Origin of the sequence: Gloeocapsa sp. PCC 7428 (genome assembly GCF_000317555.1) — a bacterium.
Classification (GTDB): Bacteria; Cyanobacteriota; Cyanobacteriia; order Cyanobacteriales; family Chroococcidiopsidaceae; genus Chroogloeocystis.
On sequence record NC_019745.1, the window covers coordinates 4,799,603 to 4,826,196 of the forward strand.

Below are 26,594 nucleotides of genomic sequence, written 5' to 3' on the forward strand. Positions count from 1 at the left end.
AGATCGCCACTTGAGCTTAAGCACATAACTGTTATACTGGCGACAAGAACTCCGTAACTAATTGATTAAATTCTTGCGGATGTTCAAATTGTGCCCAATGCCCACATCGCTCGAAAATATGCAAACGCACGTCAGAAATATATTTAGCCGCAACATGAGCATGGGCAACTGGCAAAATAGCATCTTGTTTTCCCCAGATTATTAAGGTTGGCACTCTTATATTTACAAGTTGAGTAATGATTGGGCGAAAAACACTTTGTCGAACTCCTAGAAGATTGATATGACTTTTCAGAAAAGAAACAAATGCTTGTTTGCGTCCTGGCGACTTAAAAGCCTCAGATCGCATTTTAACCCACTCTCTTGGAACCGAGTTAATGTTATACACGTTCTGCCTCAAAATTAACTTGACACTCTTAGGACTCGGTTGAAACAAATAAATAATTATAGGAAGTGCGGCTAGTAAGCGACTAGCTACGCTGATTTCTCGACCTAACCCAAAACTAGAAACTAGAACCAATTTTTCCACACGTTCAGGTGACTCTAGCGCGAGTTTAAGAATAAGGCTTGCGCCCATCGAATGTCCCACAAAAGCTGCTCGCTGAATCTGGAGGGTATCAATAAAATCTCTGAGAAATTGAACTTGATACTCCAATGAATAAGTCACGATTGGCTTATCTGATAACCCAGAACCGACCATATCAAAGGCATAAACTTGGTGATATTGCGCTAGTGCTTGAATATTACGACTCCAAGCTTCGATCGAGCTTCCGGCTCCATGTATTAATACAAGAAAATTTCCACTATCTCCTGCACGCCAGTAACGAGTATTAATTTGCCCAATCTTGATGTATCGATCTTGTGGAAATTTAGGTTGAGTCATGACAGCTATGAACGGGTCATCACGGCAATTCCTGCAACTATCAAACTAATTGCTATGAGTTGATTTGATGTTAGCTGCTCACCAAATAGCGCACTCGCTATCAGCGCGACTGAGACAAAGCTAACGCCAGCCATTACAGGTTGACTAGCAGAAACAGGTAATTGCCCCAAAGCTTTTGTAAACAGCAGCAACCCAAGAGTATAAATCAGTAATGCACTGAGAAACCAAGGAGAAATCAACACATTTACAAATCCGGCGTCAGAAGCAGCAAGGCGAGACTTCTTTAGGAAAACAGTTCCAGCAGCATTAGCGATCGCTGCCATAAATACAAGCAGCCAAGAATACCAAGAAGATTGCATTACATTTAAGTCTCACAAGTCTCAATAGAGGGCTGTTTACGAGTTAGTCCGTTTAAGATGACGCGAATAGTGTGGTTAAATCGTTCTGCGGCGATTGTCGAGTTTGAAAAATGCCCTGTTAGTTCTAATCCGACATGACCGTGAACAACTGCCCAAAGCATCTTGGCGACTTCTTGAGGATCGTCCTCGACAAGAACTTCTGCATCCATACACGCTTGCACCGTACTGACGAGAAGCGCAAAACTTGACCAACTTTGCTGAATACAGTTTTTGGTTGGAGTGAACTCTGGACTTGTTTGGCAGAACATCACAGCGTAATAGGTCGGATTTGCCAAAGCAAATTCTCGGTATGCTTGTCCCAAACTAATAAGATACTCTCGCAAGTTGTCTGATGGCGGTACGACTGCTAATGCCTGACGCAGCATCGCAAAGCCTTTCAAATACAACTCATCAATTAGTCCTTGTTTACTACCAAACATTGTGTAAAGGACAGTCGTTGAGCATCCTACCATTTGAGCAATACGACGCATGGATAAAGCTTGTAACCCCTCGCGTAAAAGTAGATTACTCGCATCGTCCAAAATACCTTGACGCAGTGCTTGCTGATGTAAATCTTGTGCTGTGCGATAATCTGTAACAGTGTTTTTATCCATAACAGTGTTATAGCAATCTCAGAAGAATGCTGTCAAGGTGGGCAGGCAAGATGCCTACTTACATTTCATTTAATGAATGACTCTAGCAATCAATTTACTAATTAAATTGCTGAGCATAATATCGGGCGTAGCGGCGTGAGAGGGCTAATAATTCTTCGTGTGTTCCTGATTCGACGATCTGCCCTTGTTCGATGACTAAAATGCGATCGCAGCGGCGCACAGTCGCTAAACGGTGCGCAATGATAAATACTGTACGTCCGTGCATCAGTCGTTCTAAGGCTTCTTGTACCAAAGCTTCTGATTCTGAATCTAAGGCGCTTGTTGCTTCATCCAGAATGAGAATGCGCGGATTGAGTAGCACCGCACGCGCGATCGCGAGTCTTTGGCGTTGTCCTCCTGATAGATTAACACCGCGTTCTCCGACTAAAGTGTCATAACCATAAGGTAATTGCGCAATAAATCGATGTGCATTCGCGATTTTAGCTGCTGTCTCAATTTCATCGAGATCAAATTCAGTTTTACCAAAGGCGATATTTTGAGCGATCGTTCCTGAAAAGAGAATTGTTTCTTGCGGCACAATACCAATTTGTCGGCGTAAGCTGCGTAAGGTGACATCTTGAATATCAATGCCATCGATTAAAATTTCACCCGATAGCGGATCGTAAAAGCGCGGTAGCAAATTCACAATCGTTGTTTTCCCTGCGCCTGAAGCCCCGACAAAGGCAATTCTTTCACCTGGATGCGCTAGCAGACTTAAGTTTTTGATGACGGGTTGTTCTGGTTTATATCCAAAACAAACGCGGCGATATTCGACTTTGCCTGTAACAGGAGGAAGGGCGAGCGCGTTTACCTTTTCTAAAACAGTTGGTTTGATTGCCAATAACTCAAAAATTCTATCTACCGACGCTTGTCCTTGCTTAAATTCGTTGTAGTTATTCGTGATATGCGAAATCGGATCAATGAGTAGCGCTAAACCGGCGACATAACTAACAAATTGGCTAGGAGTTAAGTTTCCTCTCGAAATTTGCCAACCACCTAAAAATAATAGGATTAAAGCACTGATAGCTTCGAGAAAACCAATGACTGGAAATTGAATTGCTTTTAATCTCTCAGCGGCGTATTTCGCTTGACGATTGCGTTCAGCATCTTGGCGAAAGCGATTGAGGGTATAGTCTTCGGCGGCGAAAGCTTGCACCAAACGGATACCGCTGAAAACCTCAATGAGTAATGCTGATAAATCGGATATCTGATTTTGACTGCGGCGCGAAACTTGTTGTAATCGTTCGCCAAACCAACCGATTAAAATTCCCATTAATGGTGCAATGATCAAAGTTGATAGCGTCAGTTGCCAGTTGAGATAAATCATGTATCCCAAGACAACAATCAACTGCAATACACAAGGAATAAAGTCGTGAAAGATTTTGTTGATAACTTCACCAATGCGGTCAATGTCTTCGGTAAGACGATAGGATAAGTCACCAGTTTTAGCAGTTTCAAAAAAGCTTAAGTTTAATCGCTGTAGATGTGCATAAACTCGCTGACGCAAATCAAACGCAATGAATAAAGCAGCTTTTGCCATGAGGGAATCTTGACCGAACTGCGCGATCTTTTGACTGAGAAATACGACAGCACTGATAACTGCAATTTGCGCGATCGCTCCTATATTTCCCTGACCAATATACGCTGCAATCTGCCCTGCTAACCACGCGAGGATAGGCCAAAAAGCCGTAAATACCAACGTGCAAGCAAAAGCTTGCGCAATAGTTTTCCACTGCGGCTGAATGTACGGTAAAAGTTGCCAATAATGAAAGCGTTCCAAGCTGTAGCGTCCAAACGAGTTTTATCTTTGATCTGACGTTAGCAGTATACGTATCTGTTTCGCAGCAACTACATTTTTCTAAAATTTGAGATTTACTTTGGTGAGTTTATGCCAAAATTAAGCTTGCGTCTAGAGCTACAATGATAGTGAATCAAGTAGGCTTTGAGCAAGATGAAAAGAGATGAGGCACTAGCTATTTTACTAGCCCATCAGACAAAGCTGAAGGATTTCAATGTGAAATCATTATCGCTGTTTGGTTCCGTTGCTAGAGATGAAGCAACAGCAGAGAGTGATATCGATTTGCTAGTTGAATTTGAGCAACCTGTTGGGCTGTTAACATTTGTGAGACTACAGCGCTATCTAGAGAAGATTTTAGAATGTTCTGTGGATTTAGGAACGACAGATTCGCTAAAGTCTTATATGCAAGAACCTGTTCTACAGGAGGCAGTACGTGCCTTCTAGAAAATTGCGCCCGAGAATTCAAGATATTTTGGACATGAGTTTTGAAATTGAAGAATTCACCAAAAGCATGACTTTTATAGATTTCCAAAATGAGAAAAAAACGATCAAAGCAGTTTTGTAAAACTTAGCAGTTATTGGTGAAGCAGCAGGTAGTCTCCTACCTGAAGTTGAAATTCTTTACCCAGAGATTCCTTGGATTGATATTCGAGGAATTCGCAATATTGTTGTGCATGAATACTTTCGAGTAAATTTGGAAATTATCTGGGAAACTATCAAAACTGACTTACCTTCACTAGTACAACAATTGCAAGAGGTGATGGAGCAAATCTCAGATTCGTAAATAGCAATCGTCTTCAATACTTTAACTTGTTACTTAGTGACACTGATTTAGTCTTAGCTATAGCGCCGCATATTCTTTCTGACTACCCAAAGAATGAAAGCGATGACGAGAGTAACAACTACAATCTTAGAGACAGGACCAAGATATTCATCTACCAGTTCGTAGTTGTCTCCTAAGACGTATCCTAAATAAGTAAGAAAACCTACCCATAATAATGTGCCAAGCGTGGAATAGAGCAGAAAGGGAAATAAGTGCATTTCGCTGATCCCCGCAGGAAGTGAAATCAACGTGCGAACTCCTGGAACTAAGCGACAAAAGAAAACTGCTTTTCCACCATGACGATCAAACCAGCGATCTGCCTTAATAATATCTTTGCTAGAAATCGATATCCACTTACCATATTTGTCTGCTAGCTGTTGTAAACGTTCTGTACCGAGAATTTTACCGGCATAGTACCAGGGTAATGCACCAAGTACAGTTCCTAAGACTCCAGCGGCGATCGCCGGGATAAACTGCATTTGACCTCTTGCTACGGTAAAACCGGCTAAAGGCATAATCAGTTCTGAAGGAATCGGCGGAAACAAATTTTCCAGAAACATCAGTAATCCGATTCCCAAATAGCCCAGGGAACTCATTGTGTTGGTAATCCATTCGAGCATAAAGTCTCTTGATGTAGTTTTGAATTGAAAGTAGTTTATGTAATCTCTGGTTGAATAGTCGGACTATTGAGGGTAATGAGGATTGACTTATAGCTAAAAATATGCTTTAACCCAATCGAGAAGACTAGCACCACCGATAAACAGGGCAACGATAATTGATGTAGAAAGAATTGCGCCTAAAAGACACAAAACTAGACCAAGTAAACTAATTGCGCCGTCGTCTTCGAGTAAACCAAAACCAGTGACAAAAATCCCCATTGCAGGAAGCGTATTTGTCCCAGGGATAGGAATCATCATCGAAATTGCCATAAGGGCGATCGCACTACCAATCACAACGCGCCCCGTTAGACTTGTACAGATGTAACTCAAACGCGGACGCGCGATCGCTTCAATACGTTTCAACCAGGGAATTCCCGTTTTTAAAATGCCTTGGATTTGTTTTAAAGCGATTCGATGATTTGCTAGCCGTGGTGGTAGCCAGGGAGATTTAGCCCCAATAATCAACTGCACAGCGAGTAAAAAAAGCAAGATGCCAAACGGAACCGAGTAGCCTGGTGCAGGTACGGGTAACGCTGAGGGTAAAGACAGCACCACAAACAAAAAACCGAATATACGTTCCCCTGCGAGTGCTAGTATTTGTGACAAATTTACCTGTGGAGGGCGTTCTTCGTCAAAAAAGTAGCGGTGTAATTCTACAGAAAGTCGAGCCACGATGAAATTCCTGTTTAAGTAAACGGGGCGCTGCAAACAACGCCCCGCCACATTTTATTCGCAGTCGGTGAAATTATGTACCCGCAGTCCAAGAGTTAATATATTCTTCTTGCTCTGCTGTCAGGCTATCAATATTAATTCCCATCGCTTGTAGCTTCAGACGGGCAATTTCTTGGTCAACTTCGGTAGGAATCGAGTGAATACCAGGTTCTAGCGATCCTTTATTCTTCACTAAATATTCACACGCCAAAGCTTGGTTAGCAAAGCTCATATCCATCACTGCACTAGGATGTCCCTCCGCAGCAGCTAAGTTAATCAAACGTCCTTCACCTAAAACAACAACCGATTTACCATTAGGCATCCGGTATTCTTGGGTAAAGTTACGAACTTGCTTCACTTCTGTCGCGGTTGCGCCGAGTGACTTTAGGTCAATTTCAATATCAAAGTGACCAGAGTTACAAACGATCGCACCGTCTTTCATCGCTTCAAAGTGTTCTGCGCGAATCACGTGCTTGTTACCTGTTACCGTAATAAATAAGTCACCCTCTGGTGCAGCTTCCGACATAGGCAACACGCGAAAACCATCCATGACCGCTTCGATCGCTCTTACGGGGTCAATTTCGGTGACAATCACGTTTGCGCCCATTCCGCGCGCCCGCAGTGCCGTTCCCTTACCGCACCAACCGTAACCTGCAACGACAACGGTTTTTCCGGCTAGGAGGAGGTTTGTTGCACGGATAATGCCATCGAGTGTCGATTGTCCTGTACCGTAGCGGTTATCGAAGAAGTGTTTAGTATCCGCATCGTTAACATTCATCGCGGGGAACGTTAATACCCCATCTCTGAACATCGCTTTGAGGCGAACAATACCCGTCGTTGTTTCTTCGGTAGTGCCGATGATATCAGCAATTTGGTGTTGGCGTTGTTGAATTAAAGTAGCGACAACATCACTACCGTCGTCGATAATGACATTCGGGCGATGATCGAGCGCAATTTGAACGTGACGGTGATAGGTTTCGTTATCTTCGCCTTTGATCGCAAATACGGGAATATCGTGATCCGCAACCAAGCTAGCGGCTACGTCGTCTTGCGTCGAAAGTGGGTTACTCGCAATTAGGATTGCGTCTGCACCACCCGCTTTGAGTGCGATCGCCAAGTGGGCGGTTTCGGTGGTAACGTGACAGCACGCAACCAAACGAATTCCAGCAAGGGGTTTTTCTTGCGCGAAGCGATCGCGGATTTGACGCAATACGGGCATTTCGCGCCCAGCCCATTCGATCCGCTGTCTTCCTGTTGCTGCCAGGGCAAGGTCTTTAATCTCGTACTTTGGCTTAGTTGAAGTTGCAGTCATTAATTATCCTTTAATTTAGAACTGGGACGTGTCCCCTAGCTTAACTGTATTCTTTACATATTATTAACCGTTACTCTATGTAACAGAGAATACTTTGCGCTGGAGGATAGAGATGCACTCTCGATTTTGGGCAATTACAGGGTCAATTTTTCTTAATACTGTCATCGTTTCTCCCCTTTCTGCTCAAATACCAGCACTTCCCATACCTTTACCCAATCTCACACAACAGGCAGATACTTCAGAAACGCAGGTTGTGACAACATCAATTCGACTGGATGGTCGTCGTTTGTTTCAAATTGCGGCACCTAGAGCTAGCCTACAGCAGCGCGTTGACGATATTCAGCAGCGATTACAACTTATTAGCCAAAATTACATTCAAAGCGATTCTGACGCACTTCAGATAGATATCAGGACAGAAAATAATTTACCCGTCATCTACGTCAACGGTCAGCAGCTACTGACAGTAACCGACCTTGATGCGCAAGTGCAACAGGAAGAAGATCCCTTTAGTGTGGCACAAAGATTAGCACAATCACTCGAACAAAACCTCAGACGCGCAAAACAAGAACGACAACCTGAATCTTTACAGCGTCAAGGCGCGATCGCAGCTGGCGTTTTTCTCGGTGTAGTTGTCACAAGCTGGGGAATCCGCCGCTGGTATTGGCGCTTAAAACAGCAACCCGTGACGTTTGCGACGCCACAAACAACGAATCCTGTGACAACGCAACTCACACGACAGCGACATCGTAACATCGAAGAAGTTCGCCAGCGACTTTTTCAACTCACGCAGAGTCTTGTTTGGGGCGGTGGTACGCTGGTTATTTTAGGTTTATTTCCCTTCACGCGCATTGTCCAAGCTTGGATTTTTACCGCTCTGACAATTCCGTTTACGCTAGTCATTGTCGGGATAGGAACTTATGTCGTTATTCGCTTGAGCTATATTTTGATCGACCAGTTCACCGCAGCTTTTGCGAGTAATGCATTACTGACTTCAGAAGATGCTTTAAGACTGCAATTGCGTGTTTCGACAATTTCGGGCGTTACCAAAAGTATCGCGACGTTAAGTGGAGTCATTATTGGTATCGTTGTCGCTTTAACAGCGTTAGGGGTCAATGTTGCGCCGATCCTTGCAGGTGCGGGCTTGCTTGGTGTTGCGATTTCTTTGGCTTCGCAAAACCTAATTAAAGACGCAATCAACGGCTTTTTAATTATCGTAGAAGACCAATATGCGCTTGGAGATGTCATCGAAGTAGGAACCGTTGGCGGTTTAGTCGAAAACTTAAATTTACGCATTACCCAACTACGAGATGCGGAAGGACGTTTGATTACAATTCCTAATAGCGAAATCAAAATTGTTGCGAATCTTTCGAGTCGTTGGTCGCGCGCTGATTTAAATATTCCTGTCGCGTATCACGCTGATGTTGACCAAGCGTTGAAACTTATCAATCAAATCGGTGTTGAAATGACGCAGGATATTCGGTGGATGGAACATATTATCGAAACGCCACAGGTGTTGGGAGTAGAAAATTTTGGTGATCGCGGTTTGGTGATTCGCGTGTGGATCAAAACGCAACCATTGAAACAATGGGACGTTGCGCGCGAATATCGCCGTCGTCTCAAAATTGCTTTTGATAAAGAAGGAATTCCCATTCCTTTTCCACAACAAACGATTTGGTTGCAAGACTCGCAAATTCAATCAATTGTTGATAACAACAAGAAAAATAATGGTTAGTTTCCAAGTTGGATTGCTTAGGTAATTGGTGAACGGTAATTGCTGAGGTGATATGACACCAACAGCAATTACTTTTGCTGTATATCGCAATACAGAAAACTAGTGGTTGCCTCAACTTTAATGCGATCGCAAGTATCTAGCAACTGTGATTAAAGGTGATTAAACGTCTTTCTCGCTTCATTTCGATTGCTGCATCTCTAGCATTGCTTGCTAGTTGTGGTTCTCCTGGGGCTAATACTTCTGCAAATAACCCCAGTAATCCCGCCGTTAGCCCTGCGGCGAATACGAATACAAATACAAACCTCAGAAATGTCAATGTCCAGTTAGCGTTTTTATTTCAAAGTTTAGATGCTCCGCTGATTTTAGCGATTAATAACGGATATTTTGCTGCCGAAGGACTGAATGTTACCTACGAACGAGGCTTTGGCAACGTAGATACAATTAGTAAGCTGGGTACAGGAAAATTTGATATTGCTTTTAGCGATATTTACAACACGCTAGAATTTAACGATAAAAATCCTAATAATAAAATAATCGCGGTTGCTGTTCCGATTAATAAAGCACCGTTTGCGGTTCTTACCTTAGATGATGCGATCGCTTCACCACAAAACTTAGCAGGTAAAACCCTCGGCGCACCCGCAGGCGATGGTCCGCGCAAACTATTTCCGCTATTTGCTAAAGAAACGGGTGTCGATCCAAACTCGGTAACGTGGACAACGATGGAACCAAGACTCCGCGAAACGTTTCTCCTACAAGGTAAAGTTGATGCTATTAGTGCGTTTTCGACATCAGCATTACCATCGTTACTGAAGGGCGGAAAAAGCCGCGACGATATTAAAGTTTTTTACTACAATGACTTTGGTTTAGATTTCTACGGCAACGCCATCTTAGCAAAAGAAAGTTTTGTCCAACAAAATCCCGACGTAATTCGCGGTTTTGTGAGAGCCTATCTCAAAGGAATGCAAGATATGCTAAGAGATCCCAATGCAGCGTTGGATGCAGTGATTGCAGCCGATCAAAGTAAATTAATGGATCGCGAAGCTGAGAAAGTCCGCTTACAAGTTGCACTTGAGGACTTGATTATTACTCCCGAAGCAGAATCGCTTGGTTTAGGTGCGGTCGATCCCCAGCGGTTACAAACGTCAATTACGCAAACAGTCGAAGGTTTTGGATTAAGCAGTCAACCAACGGTTGCAGATATTTTTACCGACGAATTTTTACCACCTAAAGAAGAACGCGCTTTACCACCGCAAAATGAGCGCCAGCCGTTATCTTAGGTAGATGTTGAGAATGCGATCGCTATTCGCACCAAAGGCGATCGTATTTAAAGTTGTTTTCTCAATAAATGTCACGTATGTATCTTTCCTTGCCCTTTTCTAATACCCATCATCTAATAATAAAAATTTCAATAAATCCTATTTTAAGTAACTTTTAATAATAAGATTTAATTTGTTTTGCTAAACAAACTACTAAAAAGCGAGACGTCGTGAAAAATTGCGCAAACTTCATTTTCCGCCTGCGTTGCTTTTGTCTGTTAGTAGGGTTTCTTGTAAGTGCAGCGCTACCCATTCACAAAACAAATGCTACGCCAATTCCAGGAAGATGCGATGCAAGAACTGATAGAAAACCCAGATATGCTTTAATCTCTGCTTTTTCTGGTGAAGCCGATCGCTTTATTAGTGAAATGCGTCGCAATAATGGCGAGAACCGCTACGAAGGCTGTGTTGTCATCAACGGTCATCGCTACAGCAAAGGAAGATTGCGCGGTAAAGACGTTGTTGTTGTCTTAACAAATATCAGCATCGTTAATGCAACAATGGTAACGCAACTCACCCTCGATAAATTTAAAATAACTAATATTATCTTTAGCGGAATTGCAGGTGGCGTCGGTGGTGTGGGTGCAAACGATGACAATCCTGAAACGCCAAACGAAACACCGATTGGCTCAGTCATTATTCCCAAACGCTGGGGTTTCCATCAGGAGATGTATTTTAATAACTCTTCTGAAACGGTACCATGCGCAGCCATCCCAGGACTTCAGCTAAATCACGTATTACAAGATCCGATGGAAGAAGCCGCAACGTGCAACTTTTTGTTTGGAAATGCACCACAACCAGGACAAGCTAACCAAGAAACACTCTTTCAACCAGATGCTAAAAATGCATTTCTCCGCGATACTAATGTGAGTTCTGATAATACTCCACAATACTATTTAGACCGAAATAATCTACAACAACTGCGCCAAGTTCCCTTTCCTGGGATACCTGCAAACCCAGAGAATCAAGAATTGAAGTTTTGGTTTCTGGTTGACAAGCGGATGTATAAGACAGCGCGCCAACTTGATGTTGAGTTGCTAGATTGTCCGCAAGTCGATCGCACTGGTAAATGTACCACAACTCCGCTTGTTCCTGCACCACAGTTAATTGTCGGTCAAAATGGATTGTCAGGTTCGACGTTTGTTGATAATGAACAGTATCGGCGGTTTGTTGCAAATACGCTGAATTTTGATGAAAAGGGCGATCGCAACGAAAATACCGATGTATTGGTATTAGATATGGAAACGACTGCCTCAGCGATGGTGGCGTATTCTAATAACGTACCGTTTATTGCTGTACGCAGTGTTTCTGACTTAGCAGGCGGTGGTGAATCAGCAGCAGCCCAACTCAATACTTTCTTCGCCGTTGCCGCTGAAAATCAAGCACGAGTTGTTTTAGCATTACTCGACGCGCTGTAGAATATTTGTGGTTTTGGTAATGGGTAATTGGGGAAAAATATCCATTTTTTTTATTGACTTATAACAAACGTTCGATATAAGATACTACATAGTCAAACGTCACTGTCAACGCTACAGTCATTCTGACTTCAAATTGGGATTCGTTCGTTGGATATCTATGCCTAAGATTGTTGACCATGACCAATATCGTAAAGAGTTACTGACAAAATGCTTTGATTTATTTGCTACTCAGGGCTACGGTGCTGTAACAATGCGCCAAATTGCTAAAGAATTAGGTGTATCTACTGGAACGCTATATCACTACTTTCCGAGTAAACAGGCTTTATTTTGGCAGCTATATGACGAATTAAATGAGCGAGATACCGCAAGCATGAATGCTGTGCTTAACAATACTCATACTTTAGAGGAGCGAATTACAGCGATTTTTGACTATACCGCACAGAATGAAGATTACTTCTTCAAACAATTTCTAATTACGAGTGATTTTTATCAACAACAAGATCGCACGGAAATTTTGGCGAACGAAACCCTGAGGCGCAACTACGAATCCAATCGAGAGTTTGTTGTCAAAGCGTTAGGGACTGACGATCCGGCTGTGGTTAATTTTGCCATGTGTCTAGCAACAGGAGTTATCGTTGTGCGGTTATTTGAAGGCGATGTTGTTGCGTACGATCAGCAAGCACAACTGTTGAATAAGATGCTGACGCTTTATTTGCAAGAAGCATCACTTAAAGACTAGGAATTGGTCATTGGTAACTGGTAATTGGTAAATGTTTTTTTGCTATCTATTACCCAATACCCAACAAAAAAGGAAGGAATCCATGACGCTTGGGCTATTCTCTAAAGGAGCAAATCGCAAGTTAATCGGGTTAATTATTTTAGCAACTCTGATTACTGGAGGTATTGCGTATTATGGAATTTCGCAGTTTGGACAAAGAAAAACACCGCAACCGACTGCAACACTTCCTGTCGTTAAGAAAGTCACTGCGCTAGGAAGAATCGAACCTGAAGGTGAAGTCATTCGCTTATCAGCGCCGTTAGCGTTAGATGGCGATCGCATTTCTCAAATTCTCGTGCAAGAAGGCGATAGCGTGCAAGCGGGACAAGTTGTAGCAATCTTGGATTCTAGAAATCGCTTGCAAGATGCGTTGCAACAAGCACAAGAACAAGTTAAAGTTACTCAAGCACGACTTGCACAAGTTAAAGCCGGTGCAAAACAGGGTGAGATTCAAGCCCAGCAAGCAACAATTACGCGCCTCGAAGCTGAACTTGCCGGTGAAATTGCTACCCAAAACGCGGCGATCGCGCGCTGGCGATCGGAAGTCCGTAACGCCACTGCGGAGTATAATCGCTTTGGGCAGTTGTATCAACAAGGTGCAGTTGCCGCATCAAGCTTAGATAGCAAACGTTTAATCGCCGAAACTGCGCAAGCGCAACTTGACGAGGCGCAACAAACGCAAAGTAAAACGATAGAATCTCTCCAAGCGCAACTACAACAAGCCCGCGCTACTTTAAATCAAATTTCTGAAGTCCGCCCAGTTGATATCCAAGCCGCCCAAAGCGAGGTAGAAGAAGCGATCGCATCTGTTAACCGCGCCCGTACTGATTTAGCACAAGCCTACATTAAAGCACCAAAATCAGGACAAATCCTTAAAATTCACGCGCGAGTTGGCGAGAAAATTAGCGATTCGGGAATTGCCGATTTAGCCCAAACTGATACCATGCTAGTGATAGCAGAAGTATACCAAACCGACATCAGCAAAGTCAAGCCAGGACAAACCGCAATTGTTACCAGCGAAGCGATTAACGGCGAACTGCAAGGCGTTGTATCGCACGTAGGCTTACAAGTCGATCGCCAAAACGTTTTCAGCAATCAACCAGGCGAAAACCTCGATCGCCGCGTTGTTGAAGTCAAAATTCGTCTCAATCCTACAGATAGTCAACAAGTCGCTAAGTTAACCAACTTACAAGTACAAACAGCGATAGAACTTTAATTCTATTTATAACGAATGTGCGATATCAGGAGAAAAATCATGAGTGCAGAAGTAGTTAAATTAAGGCGATCGCAAATTGATGCAGCAAGCGAAGTTCTAGCCCAAGCATTCAACAACGATCCGATGTTCAATTACTTTGCGTTAGCAGACGAACCCGCAAGACTCGATCTGATAAACTGGATTGCAAAGACAATCCTGCGTTACAGCCAGCGCTACAACCACATTTATACAACGCAAGACGATATAAAAGGAATTGCAGTATGGCTACCACCAGGAAAATACCCACTCAACAATTTACGATTACTCATCTCTGGATTGTATAGAATCCCTCCCAAACTGCGTTTCGACAGATTCGGACAACTCATCGCCCTCTATTCCAAAATTGAAGAATACCACCAACAAGATTTACCAGAAAAACACTGGTATCTAAATATGCTAGGAGTTGCACCAGCGTATCAAAGTCAAGGAGTCGGTAGTTTACTCCTACAACCAATTCTCAAACAATCAGATCGAGAACAACTCCCCTGCTACTTAGAAACCTCCACAGAAGGAGGCGTACGCTTCTACCAAAGACAGGGTTTTAAAGTACTGCGATCTGGTACATTCCCTGAAACAAATCTGCAATACTGGACACTTAAAAGAGAACCACAATAGGTAATTGGTACTTGAAAAAAACTTACTAAGGATCACCCATTACCCATTACCCAAATGGTATCACTATGCTTCCCAAATGGCTGCGTCGCACACCCTTGGCATGGCGACAACTCCTCAAAGAAAAAACTCGCCTCTTAGTAGCTTTAGCCGGAATAGGCTTTGCAGATATGCTGATCTTCGTACAGCTAGGATTACTCGATTCACTTTTTGATTCCGCAACAAAATCGCATCAGAACCTACAAGCAGATCTTGTCTTAATCAATCCCCAGTTTCAAACCTTATTCTATGTCAAAAACTTTCCCAGAGAGCGATTACTTCAAACCTTATCCTACGATGGAGTTGCGTCAGTACGTTCTTTGTATGTCGATACTGCGCAGTGGCGTAGCCCAGAAACATTACTCAATCGCGGTATTTTAGTCTGGGGTATCGATCCGGCGAATCCAGCGTTTGATTTTCCCGAAGTCAACCCCTATCTAGATCAGTTAAAACAACTCGATCGCGTTCTCTTTGATCGCGCTTCACGTCCTGAGTATGGACCAATTGCCGATTTATTACAAGCGCATGGAACCCTCGCGACACAAGTTAACGATCAAACTGTTCAAACCGTTGGTTTATTCACATTAGGTGCTTCTTTTGGTGCGGATGGCAATATTCTCACCAGCGATTCGACTTTCTTAAAGCTATTTCCCCAACGCCAACCAAATCAAATTAATGTCGGGTTGATTCAGCTACAACCTGGAGTTGATCCACAAACTGTACAAGCCCAACTACAAGCGGGATTACCCGATGATGTCAACGTACTCACACCCGAAGAATTTGCGCAGATTGAAATTAACTACTGGGAAAGTGGCGGTATCGGCTTTATTTTCGGTTTGGGTGTTGTCGTTGGATTTATTGTCGGGATTGTGATTGTTTACCAAATTCTCTATTCCGACGTTTCGGATCACTTACCAGAGTACGCGACATTAAAAGCAATGGGATACAGCGATCGCTACTTACTCACAGTATTAATGCAAGAAGCTTTACTTTTAGCCGCGTTAGGCTTTATTCCTGGCTTCTTCTTATCAGTAGGGCTTTATCAAATCACATACATGGCGACATTGCTACCAATCGCGATGAAGTTAGAACGCGCTGCCTTTGTGCTGCTACTCACAATTATCATGTGCAGTGTTTCCGGTGCGATCGCCATGCGTAAACTACAATCAGCCGATCCTGCTGACGTTTTTTAGACTTTCAACAAAACTGATTAAGTGTGTTTTTTGAAGCAAGGGAATCAAATTATGACTTCAACTCCTGAGCAAAATGGACATTCTCCAAAATTAATTCATCATCTTAGTAGACTTTCTGATAGCATTTTTGCTTTAGCAATGGGATTATCCATTATAGGATTTGACCTACCTGATTCTGTAACTTCCATAAATCACATAGAAGTCAAAAACTTTCTACTTACTCAACTCGATCATCTCAGTACATATGTAATTACATTTATTTTATTAGCCTTTTATTGGATAGAACATACTCAAAAGTTTAGATATTACAAAAGATCAAATGAAATATATCTTTGGTTGTATTTATTCTACCTTATGTTTATATTTGTTGTTCCCTACTCAAATGCTTTAACCATTTACTATCCCAATCAGGCAATTATCAAAATATGGTATAGTTCAAACATATTTTTAATAGGTTTGTTTTCATTCTTAAACTGGGTTTATGCAACAACTGAGCATCGCCTTGTTAGCTCTAACTTAGATATTAAGCACATTAGAGCAATCAGTATAAAAACTTTAATAGAGCCAGCAGTATCTATAATAACAATTGCTGTAGCTCTCTGGAATCAGACTTTGTGGGGCTACACGTGGTTGTTAGTGATAATAATTTATTTCATCACAGAGAATTTTCTAGAAAAACCAATCAAAGAAGTGAAGTTACAGTAATTATATAATTTCATTTAAGTTAAAATCAAAATGGTTCTAAATTTCTAGTAAAAAAATCGTTATTCTTTTTTCTACTTTCTCTGCGCCTAGAGTAGTTCGTTAAAGAAGTAATTTAGACAAAACAGAGATTACTATGAGCAATAATATATCTAATCCTGTTATCTCTATTAAAAACCTCAATCACTACTTTGGTGAAGGAACGCTCCGCAAACAAGTTTTATCTAACATCAATTTAGAGATTCAAGCAGGTGAAATTGTCATAATGACAGGACCATCTGGTTCTGGTAAAACAACTTTGTTAACACTAATGGGTGGACTAAGATCCGCGCAAGAAGGAAGTTTAAAAATCCTTAATCAAGAAATGTGTGGCGCTAGCAAAAGACAATTAATCGAGATTCGGCGCAATGTTGGTTATATTTTTCAAGCACACAACTTAATGACATTTCTCACCGCAAAACAAAATGTGCGGATGTCTTTAGAGTTACATGATGAGATGATGAATCAAGATTTAGATGCAAAAGCGATCGCCATGTTAGAAGCTGTAGGTTTAGGCGATCGCGTCGATTATTATCCAGAAAAGCTATCAGGAGGACAAAAACAAAGAGTTGCGATCGCCCGCGCTTTAATTAGTCGTCCAAAAATTGTTTTGGCTGATGAACCTACCGCCGCACTTGATAAAAAATCTGGACGCGATGTTGTCGAAATTATGCAAAAGTTAGTTAGAGAACAAGGCTCAACAATTTTACTTGTAACTCACGATAACCGCATTTTAGATATTGCTGACCGTATTCTTTACATGGAAGATGGATGTTTAGTCGATAAGCAGCTTGTGTAAGCTTTTAGTAAACCAAAGGAATCATCCTCCAGGTAGTTGCTTTGTAAACTTTATAGTCCTCTCCAAATGTACCTTCTAGCATCTCCTCTTCTACATAAATGCGATAAGCACATGACACAAAGCTTGTAATTACAGTAATTAAAAGTACAATCCAATTAGTTACAGCTAATCCTGCACCAATAGTCATTATAAAAACACCTAAATAACCAGGATGGCGAATAATACTATATAGACCAATATCAATAATTTGGTGTTCTTCAACAATTTGTAATGTCCGCGTGTAAAACTTACCTAGTGTTTGAGCAGCCCAGTATCGAATTACAAGCCCACTGATCATCACAATAATTCCTATCCAACTAACATATATATTATTCCAAGACCCTAGGTTATAAAAATTTAAGATAGGTGCTAATAAGACAAGCAAAATACTAAATAGACCATTAGCCCACATCATATATGAACTGTTACGGTCAGATGAACCAGGTTGAAGACTAAGTGCTTGCTCTCCTTTTCTTAGTGTTCTTTCTACAACAAAGTAACAGGCTATTAAGAAATAAACTAAAAAAGTTGTTATCATAAAGCTGACTTTCACTACTTTAATAAAGCACTACCAAATTTCGTTTAAATCAAGGACAAATTCTGGTAATACATCTTCTCCAGATAAAGAGTTAGGCGATTGCAGTATTTCCACAGAATGTCCTTGTCGATAAACTTCTACTTGCTGATTTTGTGGATCAATCAGCCAACCTAAGCGAACACCATTGGTAATGTACTCTTGCATCTTCTCTTGTAAAGGTTTAAGGCGATCGCTACTAGAGCGTAATTCAATCACAAAATCAGGTGCAAGCGGAGGAAACTTGTCTTGTTCTTTTTTTGTAAGTCTGTTCCAATGTTCTAAACTAATCCAAGCAGCGTCAGGAGAACGAAAAGCACCATTAGGTAACTTAAACTCTGTAGAAGAATCAAAAACTTTACCTAATTTCTTTTGCTTATTCCAAGCTTGGAGTTGATAGGTAATTTCTGCATTGCGATTACCGCTAGTTCCCCCTGTAGGTGGCATAACAATCAAAGTACCATACTGATCGAGTTCAAGCTTTAAATCAGGATTATCCTCACAGATTTTAAGATACTGCTCTTCTTTAATAGGAGCGATCGCACTAAGATTTAGTAGCATTATTTTGACTCCTTTCTTGCAGAAATACCAGAATCACGACAAATGCAAATCGCAGTCTATAACATATGTATAAGCTAAAGTATTCGTAACATAATTGCCCACAAAGATCGAGAGGTAAAAGTGACGATTAACCCAATCGAGTTATTGCGATCGCGCTACGGTCAAAGCCTTGATTTTGATAGTGAATGGAATGCGTGCTTAACGACATTACTATCACATCGTTCAATTCGTGCTTATCGCCCCGATCCTCTACCTTCAGGAACTTTAGAGCTAATCATAGCATCGGCGCAATCGGCGGCAACTTCATCAAATCTGCAAACTTGGAGTGCGATCGCCATCGAAGATGCACAGCGTAAAGCCCAGTTAGCGGCGTTAGCAGGAAACCAAAAACAGATCCAGCAGTGTCCATTGTTTTTAGTTTGGTTAGCCGATTTAGCACGTTTAACGCACATTGCCCAAAGTCGCGGAATGTCGCACGCAGGTTTAGACTATTTAGAAATGTTCGTCACAGCAACAATAGACGCCGCACTAGCCGCGCAAAATGCTACAGTAGCAGCAGAATCCCTCGGTTTAGGTACTGTGTACATTGGGGCGATGCGCAACCACCCTGAAGAAATCGCTGCACTCCTGAAATTACCGCCGCACGTATTTGCCGTATTTGGGTTGTGTGTAGGCTATCCCGACTCACCGCAGGCGGCGATTAAACCGCGATTACCGCAATCAGCTATGCTACACCGCGAACGTTATGATTTAACAGTTCAAGATGCGGCGATCGCACAATACAACGAAATCATGCAGAATTTCTATCGCGAACAACAAATGAACGTCACTGGAGATTGGGCGGAACATTCTGTGAAGCGCATTGCAACACCACAATCGTTATCAGGACGCGATCGACTGCGCGAAGCATTACAAAATCTCGGTTTTGAGCTACGTTAAATATGGAAATCTATAACTTTCTGCAAGTATCCGATGCGATCGCCACCGCCGGACAACCAACCGCACAACAATTTGCAGACATCAAAGCCGCAGGTTATGAAGTTGTTGTTAACTTAGCGTTACCAACTTCCACTCATGCGATCGCCAACGAGCAAAAAATAGTAGAAGATCTAGGAATGGACTATGTACACATTCCAGTCATTTGGGAAAAGCCTACGCTAGAAGACATTGAGCGTTTCTTCCATGTGATGCAAGCAAATGCAGATAAAAATGTGTTTGTTCACTGTGCGATGAATATGCGAGTTTCTGCCTTTGTGTACTTATATCGCGTCATTCACGAACAAACAAGTGTAGAAGAAGCGAAACAAGATTTACAACGAATTTGGCAACCGAATGACACTTGGCAGCAGTTTATCGATAAGGTTATTGCACATTATCAAAAAGCATAGCAGAGGTCAGAGGTAAAATCTAGTTAGGGAAGTTATATTAAGTCTGGTTGATTAGTGATGATAAAAATGGTGACTAGTAACTCATCACTGATCTAGTTATTTGACCGGAGAGGATATCAGTACAAGCTTCTATATTCTATTGACCATTGCTATAAATTCGTAATCCGTATTGTGTTAAACAGCGAACTACGAATTTATAAAATGTCGGTTTCCAATAACTTTACAAAGCCGCAAAGTAAGCTTCTAATGCTTCGGAACCACCGATCAGTTTACCATCGATAAATACTTGTGGTACTGTTGTTGCACCTGCAACTGCTTGTAAAGAACGAGTGGTGACATCTTTACCAATGACTATCTCTTCATAGTCTAAACCGCGTTCTTTGAGCATTGTTTTCGCACGAGCGCAGAAAGGACAACCAATTTTAGCAAACAGCGAGACTAATTTAGGCTTAGCAGCTTGAGGGTTGATATGATTAAGCATTGTCTCAGCATCGGATACCTTAAAAGGATCGCCTGGTTCTTCGGGTTCGATAAACATCTTTTCAATAACGCCATCTTTTACTAACATTGAGTAGCGCCAAGAACGTTTACCAAATCCTAATTCTGTCTTATCGACGAGCATTCCCATTCCTTCGGTAAACAGTCCATTACCATCAGGAATCATTTTGATATTTTCTGCTTCTTGGTGCTTTGCCCATTCATTCATCACAAAAGCATCGTTGACCGAAATACACACGATCTCATCTACACCGTTTTCATAAAAAGCTTTTGCCATCTGGTTGTACCCAGGAAGATGAGTCGATGAGCAAGTGGGAGTAAACGCACCTGGTAAGGCAAAGACAACAACAGTTTTACCATTAAACAAATCATCTGTCGTAATATCGACCCACTCATTGTTTTGACGGGTACGAAAGGTGCAGTTAGGAACTTTTTGTCCTTCTTTGTTTGACAACATCGCTTATCCCTTTACAAATTTTAACAGTTAAAGCGTACTCATTATGACTATGATTTGTCAAGGGCAAATCGCTAAAGTAAGTTAATCAATAATTTTAAGCGATGAAAATATTATGGTTGGTGTATTACGAACAAGTCGGTATCAGAAAGCAACAAAACACCTGTGCGCATTTGCTAAAATTGCCTAATCGAAAAAGCCAATCCCTCACAGCTTGATTTTACAGGTGCTATAGAAACTTGTGCTGAACTCATTGGCGCGTGGATGAGTACTAGACCGATTCCGCAATTACCACTACTTAGAGATAATCTAGGTAGGCTCATTTCACGGAAAAGCGTCGTTACAATGAGCCTGCGAGGAACTCAGTTTAATTTAAAGCAGTATGCATCAGCAATAACCAAACGTGATTCCTTCACCGCACAAATGAAACAATTTCGCTGTAACTACGATATTGACGCCGAAAAAGTAGCTGAAGTTATTGAAACTTATCAACGCCTACTAGGATACTAAATTAAAGCCGTGCTTCACTTAACCGAAAGATGAGAAATAACACGAGTAGGTGTAATGGATAAAAGCTGTAGAACCAACGTGCTGAAGATCCTCTTTGGTGATTCGCAACATGGATAAATACAGGAGTGACGATCGCCGGAAGTTGAAAGATATTAGATACTGCGATCGCATCAACAAGATGTAACGCAATCCACGCTAACCACCAATGAAGATTTGGTGCAAATATTGACATTAAGCACATCGCCGCCACACCGTAAGCGCCATACTCGACGCGGAGTAATTCTGCTGAGACAATTCCCAAAATCCAAATTAAATATTTATATTCTCGCAACCTCCGACTCAAGCGCAAGGTAATTAACCCCAGCGACAATGTAAACAGAATATTCGGACGCGTTCCTGATAGCGTGAGGACATACAAAGGCTGACTCAACAAACCCAAAAGCACAAGTCTTTGCAAGTATCGTGGAAAGCTGCGAGTATATCTTTCTCCTTGGGCTAATAACCACGCAAACAGCGGAAAACTGAGACGCCCAATCACGCGAAAAACAAAAACTTGCGGAAAAAAGACAATACCTACATGGTCAATTACCATGAAAATCGCAGCTAGCAATTTGATGTGATAGTTGTTAAGCTGCAATTTCAACGTTCTCGTACCAATACTATGATAAACACACTATATGTAACCGCAGCCTTTAACGAAAGTCACTAGCACTTAACGGCACTCCTTAATTACATTCTAAACAACTTCAATATAAGGTAGACATGACGCTGTGCTTTAAAGCAAATGGCAAACCTGACTTAAGCGCAATTCCTGATTGGCTGGCTGTAGAATTCTCGTTTGCAGCGAAAGAACCTTACTTTTACAGTGTGCGTGTTGTACCAGAAATTGTTGATGTCGCCTTGGTTTTAGGAACACTAGAACACGATGGCACACCATCAGGATGGATTGCACATTTGCAAAATTTAGGCTTTGAGGACGTTGTGCAAGTTTCTTGTCGTGAATTCTTTTGTCCGAGGGCGGATCGCGATCGCTAATCATATTAAATCCGGTTGATGAGTGATGATAAAAATGCTGAAGGGTGACGCGTGACTATTCACTAATAACTAACCACAAAGAAAGGTTATTTAACCGAAGATGATGTCATATTATAGCCATAGTCAATAGAGTTAGGACATTATCGAAGCTGGTATTGATGTCCCTGAGGGGAGTTTAACCCTGACCTCTGACCTCTGACCCCTGCTATATTATGCATTCTTGTGTCGAGAAACTTTTAAAGTGGTACGACAATCACCAGCGACTTTTACCCTGGCGTCAAGAAATCAATATTTATCACACCTGGGTGAGTGAAGTGATGAGTCAACAAACAGTGTTGGCTGTAGTCGTTCCTAAATTTTCCGAATTTATTCAGCAGTTGCCTACAGTATACGACCTTGCCAAGTGTGATGAGGAAACATTACGTCAACTTTGGTCAGGGTTAGGCTATTATGCACGAGCGCGGAACTTGCAAAAAGGCGCACAGATGATTGTAGAACAGCTTCACGGTCGTTTTCCGCAATCATACAATGAATGGCTCAAAATTCCTGGATGTGGTACTTATACCGCCGCTGCGATCGCTAGCATCTGTCATCGTGAAAAAGTTGCGTGTGTCGATGGTAATGTCATCCGCGTGGTTAGTCGTCTACTTGCTTTATCCGATGTGTGGAGTAAATCAGGACAATCAGCAATTCAGGCGTATGTTAATAGTATCATTCCTCCGAAACGTCCTGGCGACTTCAATCAAGCGATGATGGAATTAGGCGCGACAATTTGTCGGAAATCAAACCCACTATGCGATCGTTGTCCTTTACAACAATCTTGTCTCGCATTTACTCATAATTGCGTTGTCCAGTATCCACCCAAAAAACCGCGACGCACTTCAATTAATATTGAGTTATTTGCATTAATTGTTTGGCACAGACAAACCGATACATTCGCCTTTGTAAAACGAACAAAAGGATTTTTAAAACATACTATCGGTTTTCCTTTATTGAGTCCAGATGAAGTATCAGAATTAGAAAGTATCCTGCACTCGTTGCCATTGCAAATCTTTAAATCTACTGATAGCTTCTCTCACACTATCACTCATCATCGTATTTCTAGCAGAGTTGCGATCGTGCAAGTGACACAAGAGAGTACTGATGCTGTGTTGATTTTACAGAAACTTGGATTTTTAGCACCTATTGACTGGGTAAGTAGAAGCAAGACGATCGCAAAACTTGCCACTACATTAGATAAAAAAGCTTTTCGACTGTTTTCGATGCAGAATCAGTAGCGATCGCCTTCTTTTATTCTCCTCAATTTCAAGCACATTTTTTTGTATCTTTTATTGTATAAATGGTAGTTCTGAATAAGGCAGAGTAGTCATAATCCTACAAAAGCCCACATTGCGCCCAGCATCGCAGCCATTAAGACATAAACTGAACCCCAAAAAATACCAAATAGACAACCACCTTTGATCGTTAAGATCGCGCCAGGGACAAATAGCAATGTTGCAATGTTGTAGATGGCAATGAATGCAACAAGCCTTAAAACACCACTACTTTTGACCCCGATTAATAATGTCTGCAAAAGGTCTTGCAGATTCAATTGTTTAAATACGATCGCGATCAGTTTGAGCCTGATATTGTATCGGCAGTTGAATTGAGTCATGTTTTCCTTAATATGAGACGATCGCCTAAGTGCGACAGCTTAGCAACTCAGTTTGGTTGTAGAAAATTGCCCATAAGGTGAGTAAAGGCTACTTTATTTGAAATTTGACAAAAAGAATATTATTTTATTGTTTTAATTAATTGAATTTCGATAACAATCGGGGAACTGACTTAAACCACTGACTTGGAGATAGTCGCGATTGATGGCGATACAAATAAACAAGTTTTTTTGGCGAAACCCCAAGTAAATATCCCAGAATCACAATTTGGTTAATCAGTGTTGTTTTCACAACTCCTTGTTTCAACCATCGACGCGCTGAGGTGATTACAGGTACAGGAATAATTGCAATATCTCCCAAGCGTTTTAACCGCCGCATCAATTCAAAATCTTCCATAATTGGCAACTCTGGAAAACTACCAATTTGGTGAAATGTTTCTGCTTTCAGAAAAATAGCTTGGTCGCCGTAGGGCATTTGTAAAAAGTGCGATCGCCAATTTACTCCTTGTTCAATAACTCGCAAACTTAAGCGCGGTGCATTAATTTGTAATGCAAACGCACCTGCTACAAAAACTTTTTTACATCTTGGCGAACGTCTGAATATACCACGAATCATCGTGTCAAACTTAGGAGGTAAAAGGGTATCGCCATGTAAAAATAAGAGAATTTCTCCCGTTGCTGCTACAGCACCCATATTCATTTGATATGCACGACCCGTCGTAGATGCTGATAGAACTTTAACACCGAGCGACTGCACTAACTCCAGCGTACCATCAACCGAACCACCATCAACAACAATTACTTCAATATTTGTACTTGATTGAGTACAAGCAAGCACATTTTTGATCGTACCTACCTCATTAAGAACCGGAATGATAATTGAAATTCTTCCGGTTGTTGCTGCTAAAGTCACGGCTTTACGATTTCTAACTTTCAACTAAAATACCACCACAACTAGAACCACATCTAGCTGTACAGTCTGTATTTCGTTCACTAAATCTAAAGTGCCAGCTTTCAGTCACTGAGCAACTGTTAATATCTTGCGATCGCGAGTTTTTGCCGGAATATTTGCCATTCGGTTAAAGTCGTAATCGTAAATATTACCTAGATAATCAATTAAAAGTTCATTGCAACACATTAAATGTTCAACTATACTGAAATTGAAACGAGACTCTAAAAAATGCAAATAATGTTCATACAAATTTCTATATTCTAAATACAACATTGAAGCCAAAATAACAGATTTCAATCAGACTTAAATAAATTTATTCCATAGATACTAATGCTTTGAGGAATGTAGAACCATTGCTGTACTTTTCCATCATTACATCTTGAACACTAGCTTTTTTTCAACACATCTAATGGCGCACCCAGCCCGTACTGAATTGCAGGATTCTGAGCATACTGATAGCACTTAAAACGGACAGCATACTTCCTGCACTTAAAACACTCAATATACAACCAGCGCTACCGACGCTTAAAATACTCCCCGCGCTGCCGATACTAAGGATGCTACCAACGCTACCAATACTTAAAATACTTCCAGCGCTACCAATGCTGAGGATACTACGATAACTCATCCAACTCAAAATACTGCGTTCTGTGGCAATCCAGCTTTCACCCATCTTGCCGCTATAACTAAATGAACAGAGGGATTGTAACACAGCGTGAGAAGGCATACATAATGTTCTGCCTTTATAGCAATAGTTAGTATGCTTAGGACATGATAGAAACATTGAATCAAACTTCATCTCCATGAATTTGTTATTTATCCTGGAAATTTTCTTTGTTCTATTGCTAAGTGCGATCGCTCTCTATATACTCACCGCTCGTCGTTATCAATCGTCTGACTCAGTTGCCAACTCGTACGACCAATGGACTGAAGACGGAATTTTAGAGTTTTATTGGGGCGAACACATTCACTTAGGACATTATGGATCGCCACCGCGCCGTAAGGATTTTCTCATAGCTAAATCTGACTTTGTACATGAAATGGTGCGTTGGGGTGGCTTAGATAAGTTTCCCCCTGGGACAACGGTTCTCGATGTTGGCTGTGGTATTGGAGGAAGCAGCCGCATTTTGGCACGAGATTACGGATTTGCGGTCACTGGAATTACGATCAGCCCGCAACAAGTACTCCGCGCCAAGCAACTTACGCCCGAAGAACTGAATGTCCAGTTTCAGGTAGATGATGCAATGGCGATGTCGTTTCCCGATGCTAGTTTTGATGTTGTTTGGTCAATTGAGGCAGGTCCGCATATGCCCGATAAAGCAATTTTTGCGAAAGAATTGATGCGAGTACTCAAGCCAGGGGGCTTGCTAGTTGTTGCGGATTGGAATCAACGCGATGCACGTCAAAAGCCACTCAATTTTTGGGAAAAACCCGTGATGCGGCAACTCCTAGATCAGTGGTCTCATCCTGAATTTGCCAGTATTGAAGAATTTGCTGAACTTTTGGCAGCAACGGGATTTGTAGAAGGCGAGGTTGTTACTGCTGATTGGACAGAACCAACGCTACCATCTTGGGGACATTCGATTTGGCAAGGTGTGGTTCGACCTCAAGGGTTGGTGCAATTTGGTTTACCAGGAATCCTCAAGTCGCTGCGCGAAGTTCCGACTCTACTTCTGATGCGGTTAGCATTTGGCACAGGACTTTGCCGATTCGGAATGTTTCGCGCTGTCCGAAACAACAAGGTAACAGCAAATGAACTGCTAGAAGTAGTTGATGCGAAGGCAATTAATCATTACTGAAGTTGAGGCTATTTAA

Annotated in this window: 32 protein-coding genes; 17 read left to right on the forward strand and 15 right to left on the reverse strand. The window is 41.7% G+C overall.

The features are described 5' to 3' along the window. Positions 1-31 precede the first annotated feature (31 nt). From GLO7428_RS21120 to GLO7428_RS21135, 4 genes are all read right to left on the reverse strand, one after another. Complete coding sequence (locus GLO7428_RS21120) at positions 32-880, reverse strand: alpha/beta fold hydrolase (protein WP_015190618.1); 849 nt, start codon at positions 878-880, stop codon at positions 32-34. A gap of 5 nt (positions 881-885) precedes the next feature. Further along, entirely contained in the window at positions 886-1,239 is a 354-nt protein-coding gene (locus GLO7428_RS21125) for a multidrug efflux SMR transporter (protein WP_015190619.1), read from the reverse strand. A 5-nt stretch (positions 1,240-1,244) separates the two neighbouring features. Then, positions 1,245-1,892 (reverse strand): TetR/AcrR family transcriptional regulator, encoded by a 648-nt coding sequence (locus GLO7428_RS21130; RefSeq protein ID WP_015190620.1) that lies wholly within the window; start codon positions 1,890-1,892, stop codon positions 1,245-1,247. Positions 1,893-1,989: 97 nt separating this feature from the next. Next, a complete protein-coding gene (locus GLO7428_RS21135) occupies positions 1,990-3,711 on the reverse strand; it encodes an ABC transporter ATP-binding protein (RefSeq protein WP_015190621.1) in 1,722 nt (573 codons plus the stop codon). A 171-nt stretch (positions 3,712-3,882) separates the two neighbouring features. On the opposite strand from GLO7428_RS21135, the gene GLO7428_RS21140 reads away from it, so the two are divergent. Both GLO7428_RS21140 and GLO7428_RS29160 read left to right on the forward strand, forming a co-directional pair. Then, positions 3,883-4,173: a nucleotidyltransferase family protein gene (locus GLO7428_RS21140; protein WP_015190622.1), complete on the forward strand. Its 291-nt coding sequence runs from the start codon at positions 3,883-3,885 to the stop codon at positions 4,171-4,173. A gap of 133 nt (positions 4,174-4,306) precedes the next feature. Continuing rightward, positions 4,307-4,513: a DUF86 domain-containing protein gene (locus tag GLO7428_RS29160; protein WP_255348400.1), complete on the forward strand. Its 207-nt coding sequence runs from the start codon at positions 4,307-4,309 to the stop codon at positions 4,511-4,513. Between the two features lie 53 nt (positions 4,514-4,566). Here GLO7428_RS29160 and GLO7428_RS21145 read toward each other — a convergent pair whose 3' ends face one another. The 3 genes from GLO7428_RS21145 to ahcY form a co-directional block, all read right to left on the reverse strand. After that, the gene (locus tag GLO7428_RS21145; RefSeq protein ID WP_015190623.1) at positions 4,567-5,172 is read right to left on the reverse strand and encodes a DedA family protein; all 606 of its coding nucleotides are present in this window, start codon (positions 5,170-5,172) and stop codon (positions 4,567-4,569) included. A 93-nt stretch (positions 5,173-5,265) separates the two neighbouring features. Next, positions 5,266-5,883, reverse strand: a complete 618-nt coding sequence (locus GLO7428_RS21150) for an exopolysaccharide biosynthesis protein (protein WP_015190624.1) — start codon at positions 5,881-5,883, stop codon at positions 5,266-5,268. Positions 5,884-5,956: 73 nt separating this feature from the next. After that, complete coding sequence (gene ahcY / locus GLO7428_RS21155; protein WP_015190625.1) at positions 5,957-7,234, reverse strand: adenosylhomocysteinase; 1,278 nt, start codon at positions 7,232-7,234, stop codon at positions 5,957-5,959. Between the two features lie 112 nt (positions 7,235-7,346). On the opposite strand from ahcY, the gene GLO7428_RS21160 reads away from it, so the two are divergent. The 9 genes from GLO7428_RS21160 (at position 7,347) to GLO7428_RS21200 (ending at position 17,117) form a co-directional block, all read left to right on the forward strand. Then, positions 7,347-8,966, forward strand: coding sequence for a mechanosensitive ion channel family protein (locus GLO7428_RS21160; protein ID WP_015190626.1), 1,620 nt, complete (start codon positions 7,347-7,349; stop codon positions 8,964-8,966). A gap of 155 nt (positions 8,967-9,121) precedes the next feature. Continuing rightward, positions 9,122-10,243: an ABC transporter substrate-binding protein gene (locus tag GLO7428_RS21165; RefSeq protein ID WP_015190627.1), complete on the forward strand. Its 1,122-nt coding sequence runs from the start codon at positions 9,122-9,124 to the stop codon at positions 10,241-10,243. Between the two features lie 209 nt (positions 10,244-10,452). Then, a complete protein-coding gene (locus GLO7428_RS21170) occupies positions 10,453-11,700 on the forward strand; it encodes a purine or other phosphorylase family 1 (RefSeq protein WP_015190628.1) in 1,248 nt (415 codons plus the stop codon). A gap of 157 nt (positions 11,701-11,857) precedes the next feature. Then, the gene (locus GLO7428_RS21175; protein ID WP_015190629.1) at positions 11,858-12,439 is read left to right on the forward strand and encodes a TetR/AcrR family transcriptional regulator; all 582 of its coding nucleotides are present in this window, start codon (positions 11,858-11,860) and stop codon (positions 12,437-12,439) included. 82 nt (positions 12,440-12,521) lie between these two features. Beyond that, entirely contained in the window at positions 12,522-13,694 is a 1,173-nt protein-coding gene (locus tag GLO7428_RS21180; protein ID WP_015190630.1) for an ABC exporter membrane fusion protein, read from the forward strand. 39 nt (positions 13,695-13,733) lie between these two features. Further along, positions 13,734-14,348 carry an N-acetyltransferase gene (locus GLO7428_RS21185; RefSeq protein ID WP_015190631.1) on the forward strand — a complete coding sequence of 205 codons (615 nt, stop codon included), beginning with the start codon at positions 13,734-13,736 and terminating at the stop codon, positions 14,346-14,348. Between the two features lie 65 nt (positions 14,349-14,413). Beyond that, positions 14,414-15,577: an ABC transporter permease DevC gene (devC, locus tag GLO7428_RS21190; protein WP_015190632.1), complete on the forward strand. Its 1,164-nt coding sequence runs from the start codon at positions 14,414-14,416 to the stop codon at positions 15,575-15,577. A 51-nt stretch (positions 15,578-15,628) separates the two neighbouring features. Then, positions 15,629-16,282, forward strand: coding sequence for a TMEM175 family protein (locus GLO7428_RS21195; protein WP_015190633.1), 654 nt, complete (start codon positions 15,629-15,631; stop codon positions 16,280-16,282). 133 nt (positions 16,283-16,415) lie between these two features. Beyond that, positions 16,416-17,117, forward strand: coding sequence for a DevA family ABC transporter ATP-binding protein (locus GLO7428_RS21200; RefSeq protein ID WP_015190634.1), 702 nt, complete (start codon positions 16,416-16,418; stop codon positions 17,115-17,117). A 4-nt stretch (positions 17,118-17,121) separates the two neighbouring features. Here GLO7428_RS21200 and GLO7428_RS21205 read toward each other — a convergent pair whose 3' ends face one another. Together GLO7428_RS21205 and GLO7428_RS21210 are read right to left on the reverse strand one after the other, a co-directional pair. Continuing rightward, positions 17,122-17,694: an isoprenylcysteine carboxylmethyltransferase family protein gene (locus tag GLO7428_RS21205; protein ID WP_015190635.1), complete on the reverse strand. Its 573-nt coding sequence runs from the start codon at positions 17,692-17,694 to the stop codon at positions 17,122-17,124. Positions 17,695-17,724: 30 nt separating this feature from the next. Beyond that, on the reverse strand, positions 17,725-18,291 hold the full coding sequence (locus tag GLO7428_RS21210) for a Uma2 family endonuclease (RefSeq protein ID WP_015190636.1): 567 nt from the start codon (positions 18,289-18,291) through the stop codon (positions 17,725-17,727). Positions 18,292-18,411: 120 nt separating this feature from the next. Between GLO7428_RS21210 and GLO7428_RS21215 the strand changes: the two genes are divergently transcribed. Continuing rightward, the gene (locus GLO7428_RS21215; RefSeq protein ID WP_015190637.1) at positions 18,412-19,230 is read left to right on the forward strand and encodes an NADPH-dependent oxidoreductase; all 819 of its coding nucleotides are present in this window, start codon (positions 18,412-18,414) and stop codon (positions 19,228-19,230) included. A gap of 2 nt (positions 19,231-19,232) precedes the next feature. Continuing rightward, on the forward strand, positions 19,233-19,679 hold the full coding sequence (locus tag GLO7428_RS21220) for a protein tyrosine phosphatase family protein (RefSeq protein ID WP_015190638.1): 447 nt from the start codon (positions 19,233-19,235) through the stop codon (positions 19,677-19,679). Positions 19,680-19,899: 220 nt separating this feature from the next. Here the strand turns inward: GLO7428_RS21220 and GLO7428_RS21225 are convergent, their stop codons facing one another. After that, a complete protein-coding gene (locus GLO7428_RS21225) occupies positions 19,900-20,634 on the reverse strand; it encodes a glutathione peroxidase (protein WP_015190639.1) in 735 nt (244 codons plus the stop codon). A 261-nt stretch (positions 20,635-20,895) separates the two neighbouring features. Between GLO7428_RS21225 and GLO7428_RS21230 the strand changes: the two genes are divergently transcribed. Beyond that, entirely contained in the window at positions 20,896-21,141 is a 246-nt protein-coding gene (locus GLO7428_RS21230; RefSeq protein WP_015190640.1) for a hypothetical protein, read from the forward strand. A 1-nt stretch (position 21,142) separates the two neighbouring features. Here the strand turns inward: GLO7428_RS21230 and GLO7428_RS21235 are convergent, their stop codons facing one another. Then, positions 21,143-21,784: a TraX family protein gene (locus GLO7428_RS21235; RefSeq protein WP_339366832.1), complete on the reverse strand. Its 642-nt coding sequence runs from the start codon at positions 21,782-21,784 to the stop codon at positions 21,143-21,145. 119 nt (positions 21,785-21,903) lie between these two features. Here GLO7428_RS21235 and GLO7428_RS21240 point away from each other — a divergent pair, with 119 nt between their 5' ends. Together GLO7428_RS21240 and GLO7428_RS21245 are read left to right on the forward strand one after the other, a co-directional pair. Further along, positions 21,904-22,176: a hypothetical protein gene (locus GLO7428_RS21240; protein WP_015190642.1), complete on the forward strand. Its 273-nt coding sequence runs from the start codon at positions 21,904-21,906 to the stop codon at positions 22,174-22,176. A 212-nt stretch (positions 22,177-22,388) separates the two neighbouring features. Beyond that, positions 22,389-23,453 (forward strand): A/G-specific adenine glycosylase, encoded by a 1,065-nt coding sequence (locus GLO7428_RS21245; protein ID WP_015190643.1) that lies wholly within the window; start codon positions 22,389-22,391, stop codon positions 23,451-23,453. Positions 23,454-23,542: 89 nt separating this feature from the next. Here the strand turns inward: GLO7428_RS21245 and GLO7428_RS21250 are convergent, their stop codons facing one another. The 4 genes from GLO7428_RS21250 to GLO7428_RS21260 all read right to left on the reverse strand — a co-directional run bounded on the left by GLO7428_RS21250 (position 23,543) and on the right by GLO7428_RS21260 (position 25,506). Beyond that, the gene (locus GLO7428_RS21250) at positions 23,543-23,830 is read right to left on the reverse strand and encodes a DedA family protein (protein ID WP_015190644.1); all 288 of its coding nucleotides are present in this window, start codon (positions 23,828-23,830) and stop codon (positions 23,543-23,545) included. Between the two features lie 136 nt (positions 23,831-23,966). After that, a complete protein-coding gene (locus tag GLO7428_RS21255) occupies positions 23,967-24,764 on the reverse strand; it encodes a TIGR04283 family arsenosugar biosynthesis glycosyltransferase (RefSeq protein WP_231295512.1) in 798 nt (265 codons plus the stop codon). Positions 24,765-24,845: 81 nt separating this feature from the next. Beyond that, the gene (locus GLO7428_RS28640; protein ID WP_231295513.1) at positions 24,846-25,052 is read right to left on the reverse strand and encodes a DUF3641 domain-containing protein; all 207 of its coding nucleotides are present in this window, start codon (positions 25,050-25,052) and stop codon (positions 24,846-24,848) included. A gap of 133 nt (positions 25,053-25,185) precedes the next feature. Beyond that, complete coding sequence (locus GLO7428_RS21260; RefSeq protein ID WP_015190646.1) at positions 25,186-25,506, reverse strand: hypothetical protein; 321 nt, start codon at positions 25,504-25,506, stop codon at positions 25,186-25,188. A 76-nt stretch (positions 25,507-25,582) separates the two neighbouring features. Between GLO7428_RS21260 and GLO7428_RS21265 the strand changes: the two genes are divergently transcribed. Beyond that, on the forward strand, positions 25,583-26,578 hold the full coding sequence (locus tag GLO7428_RS21265) for a methyltransferase domain-containing protein (RefSeq protein WP_015190647.1): 996 nt from the start codon (positions 25,583-25,585) through the stop codon (positions 26,576-26,578). Positions 26,579-26,594 lie beyond the last annotated feature (16 nt).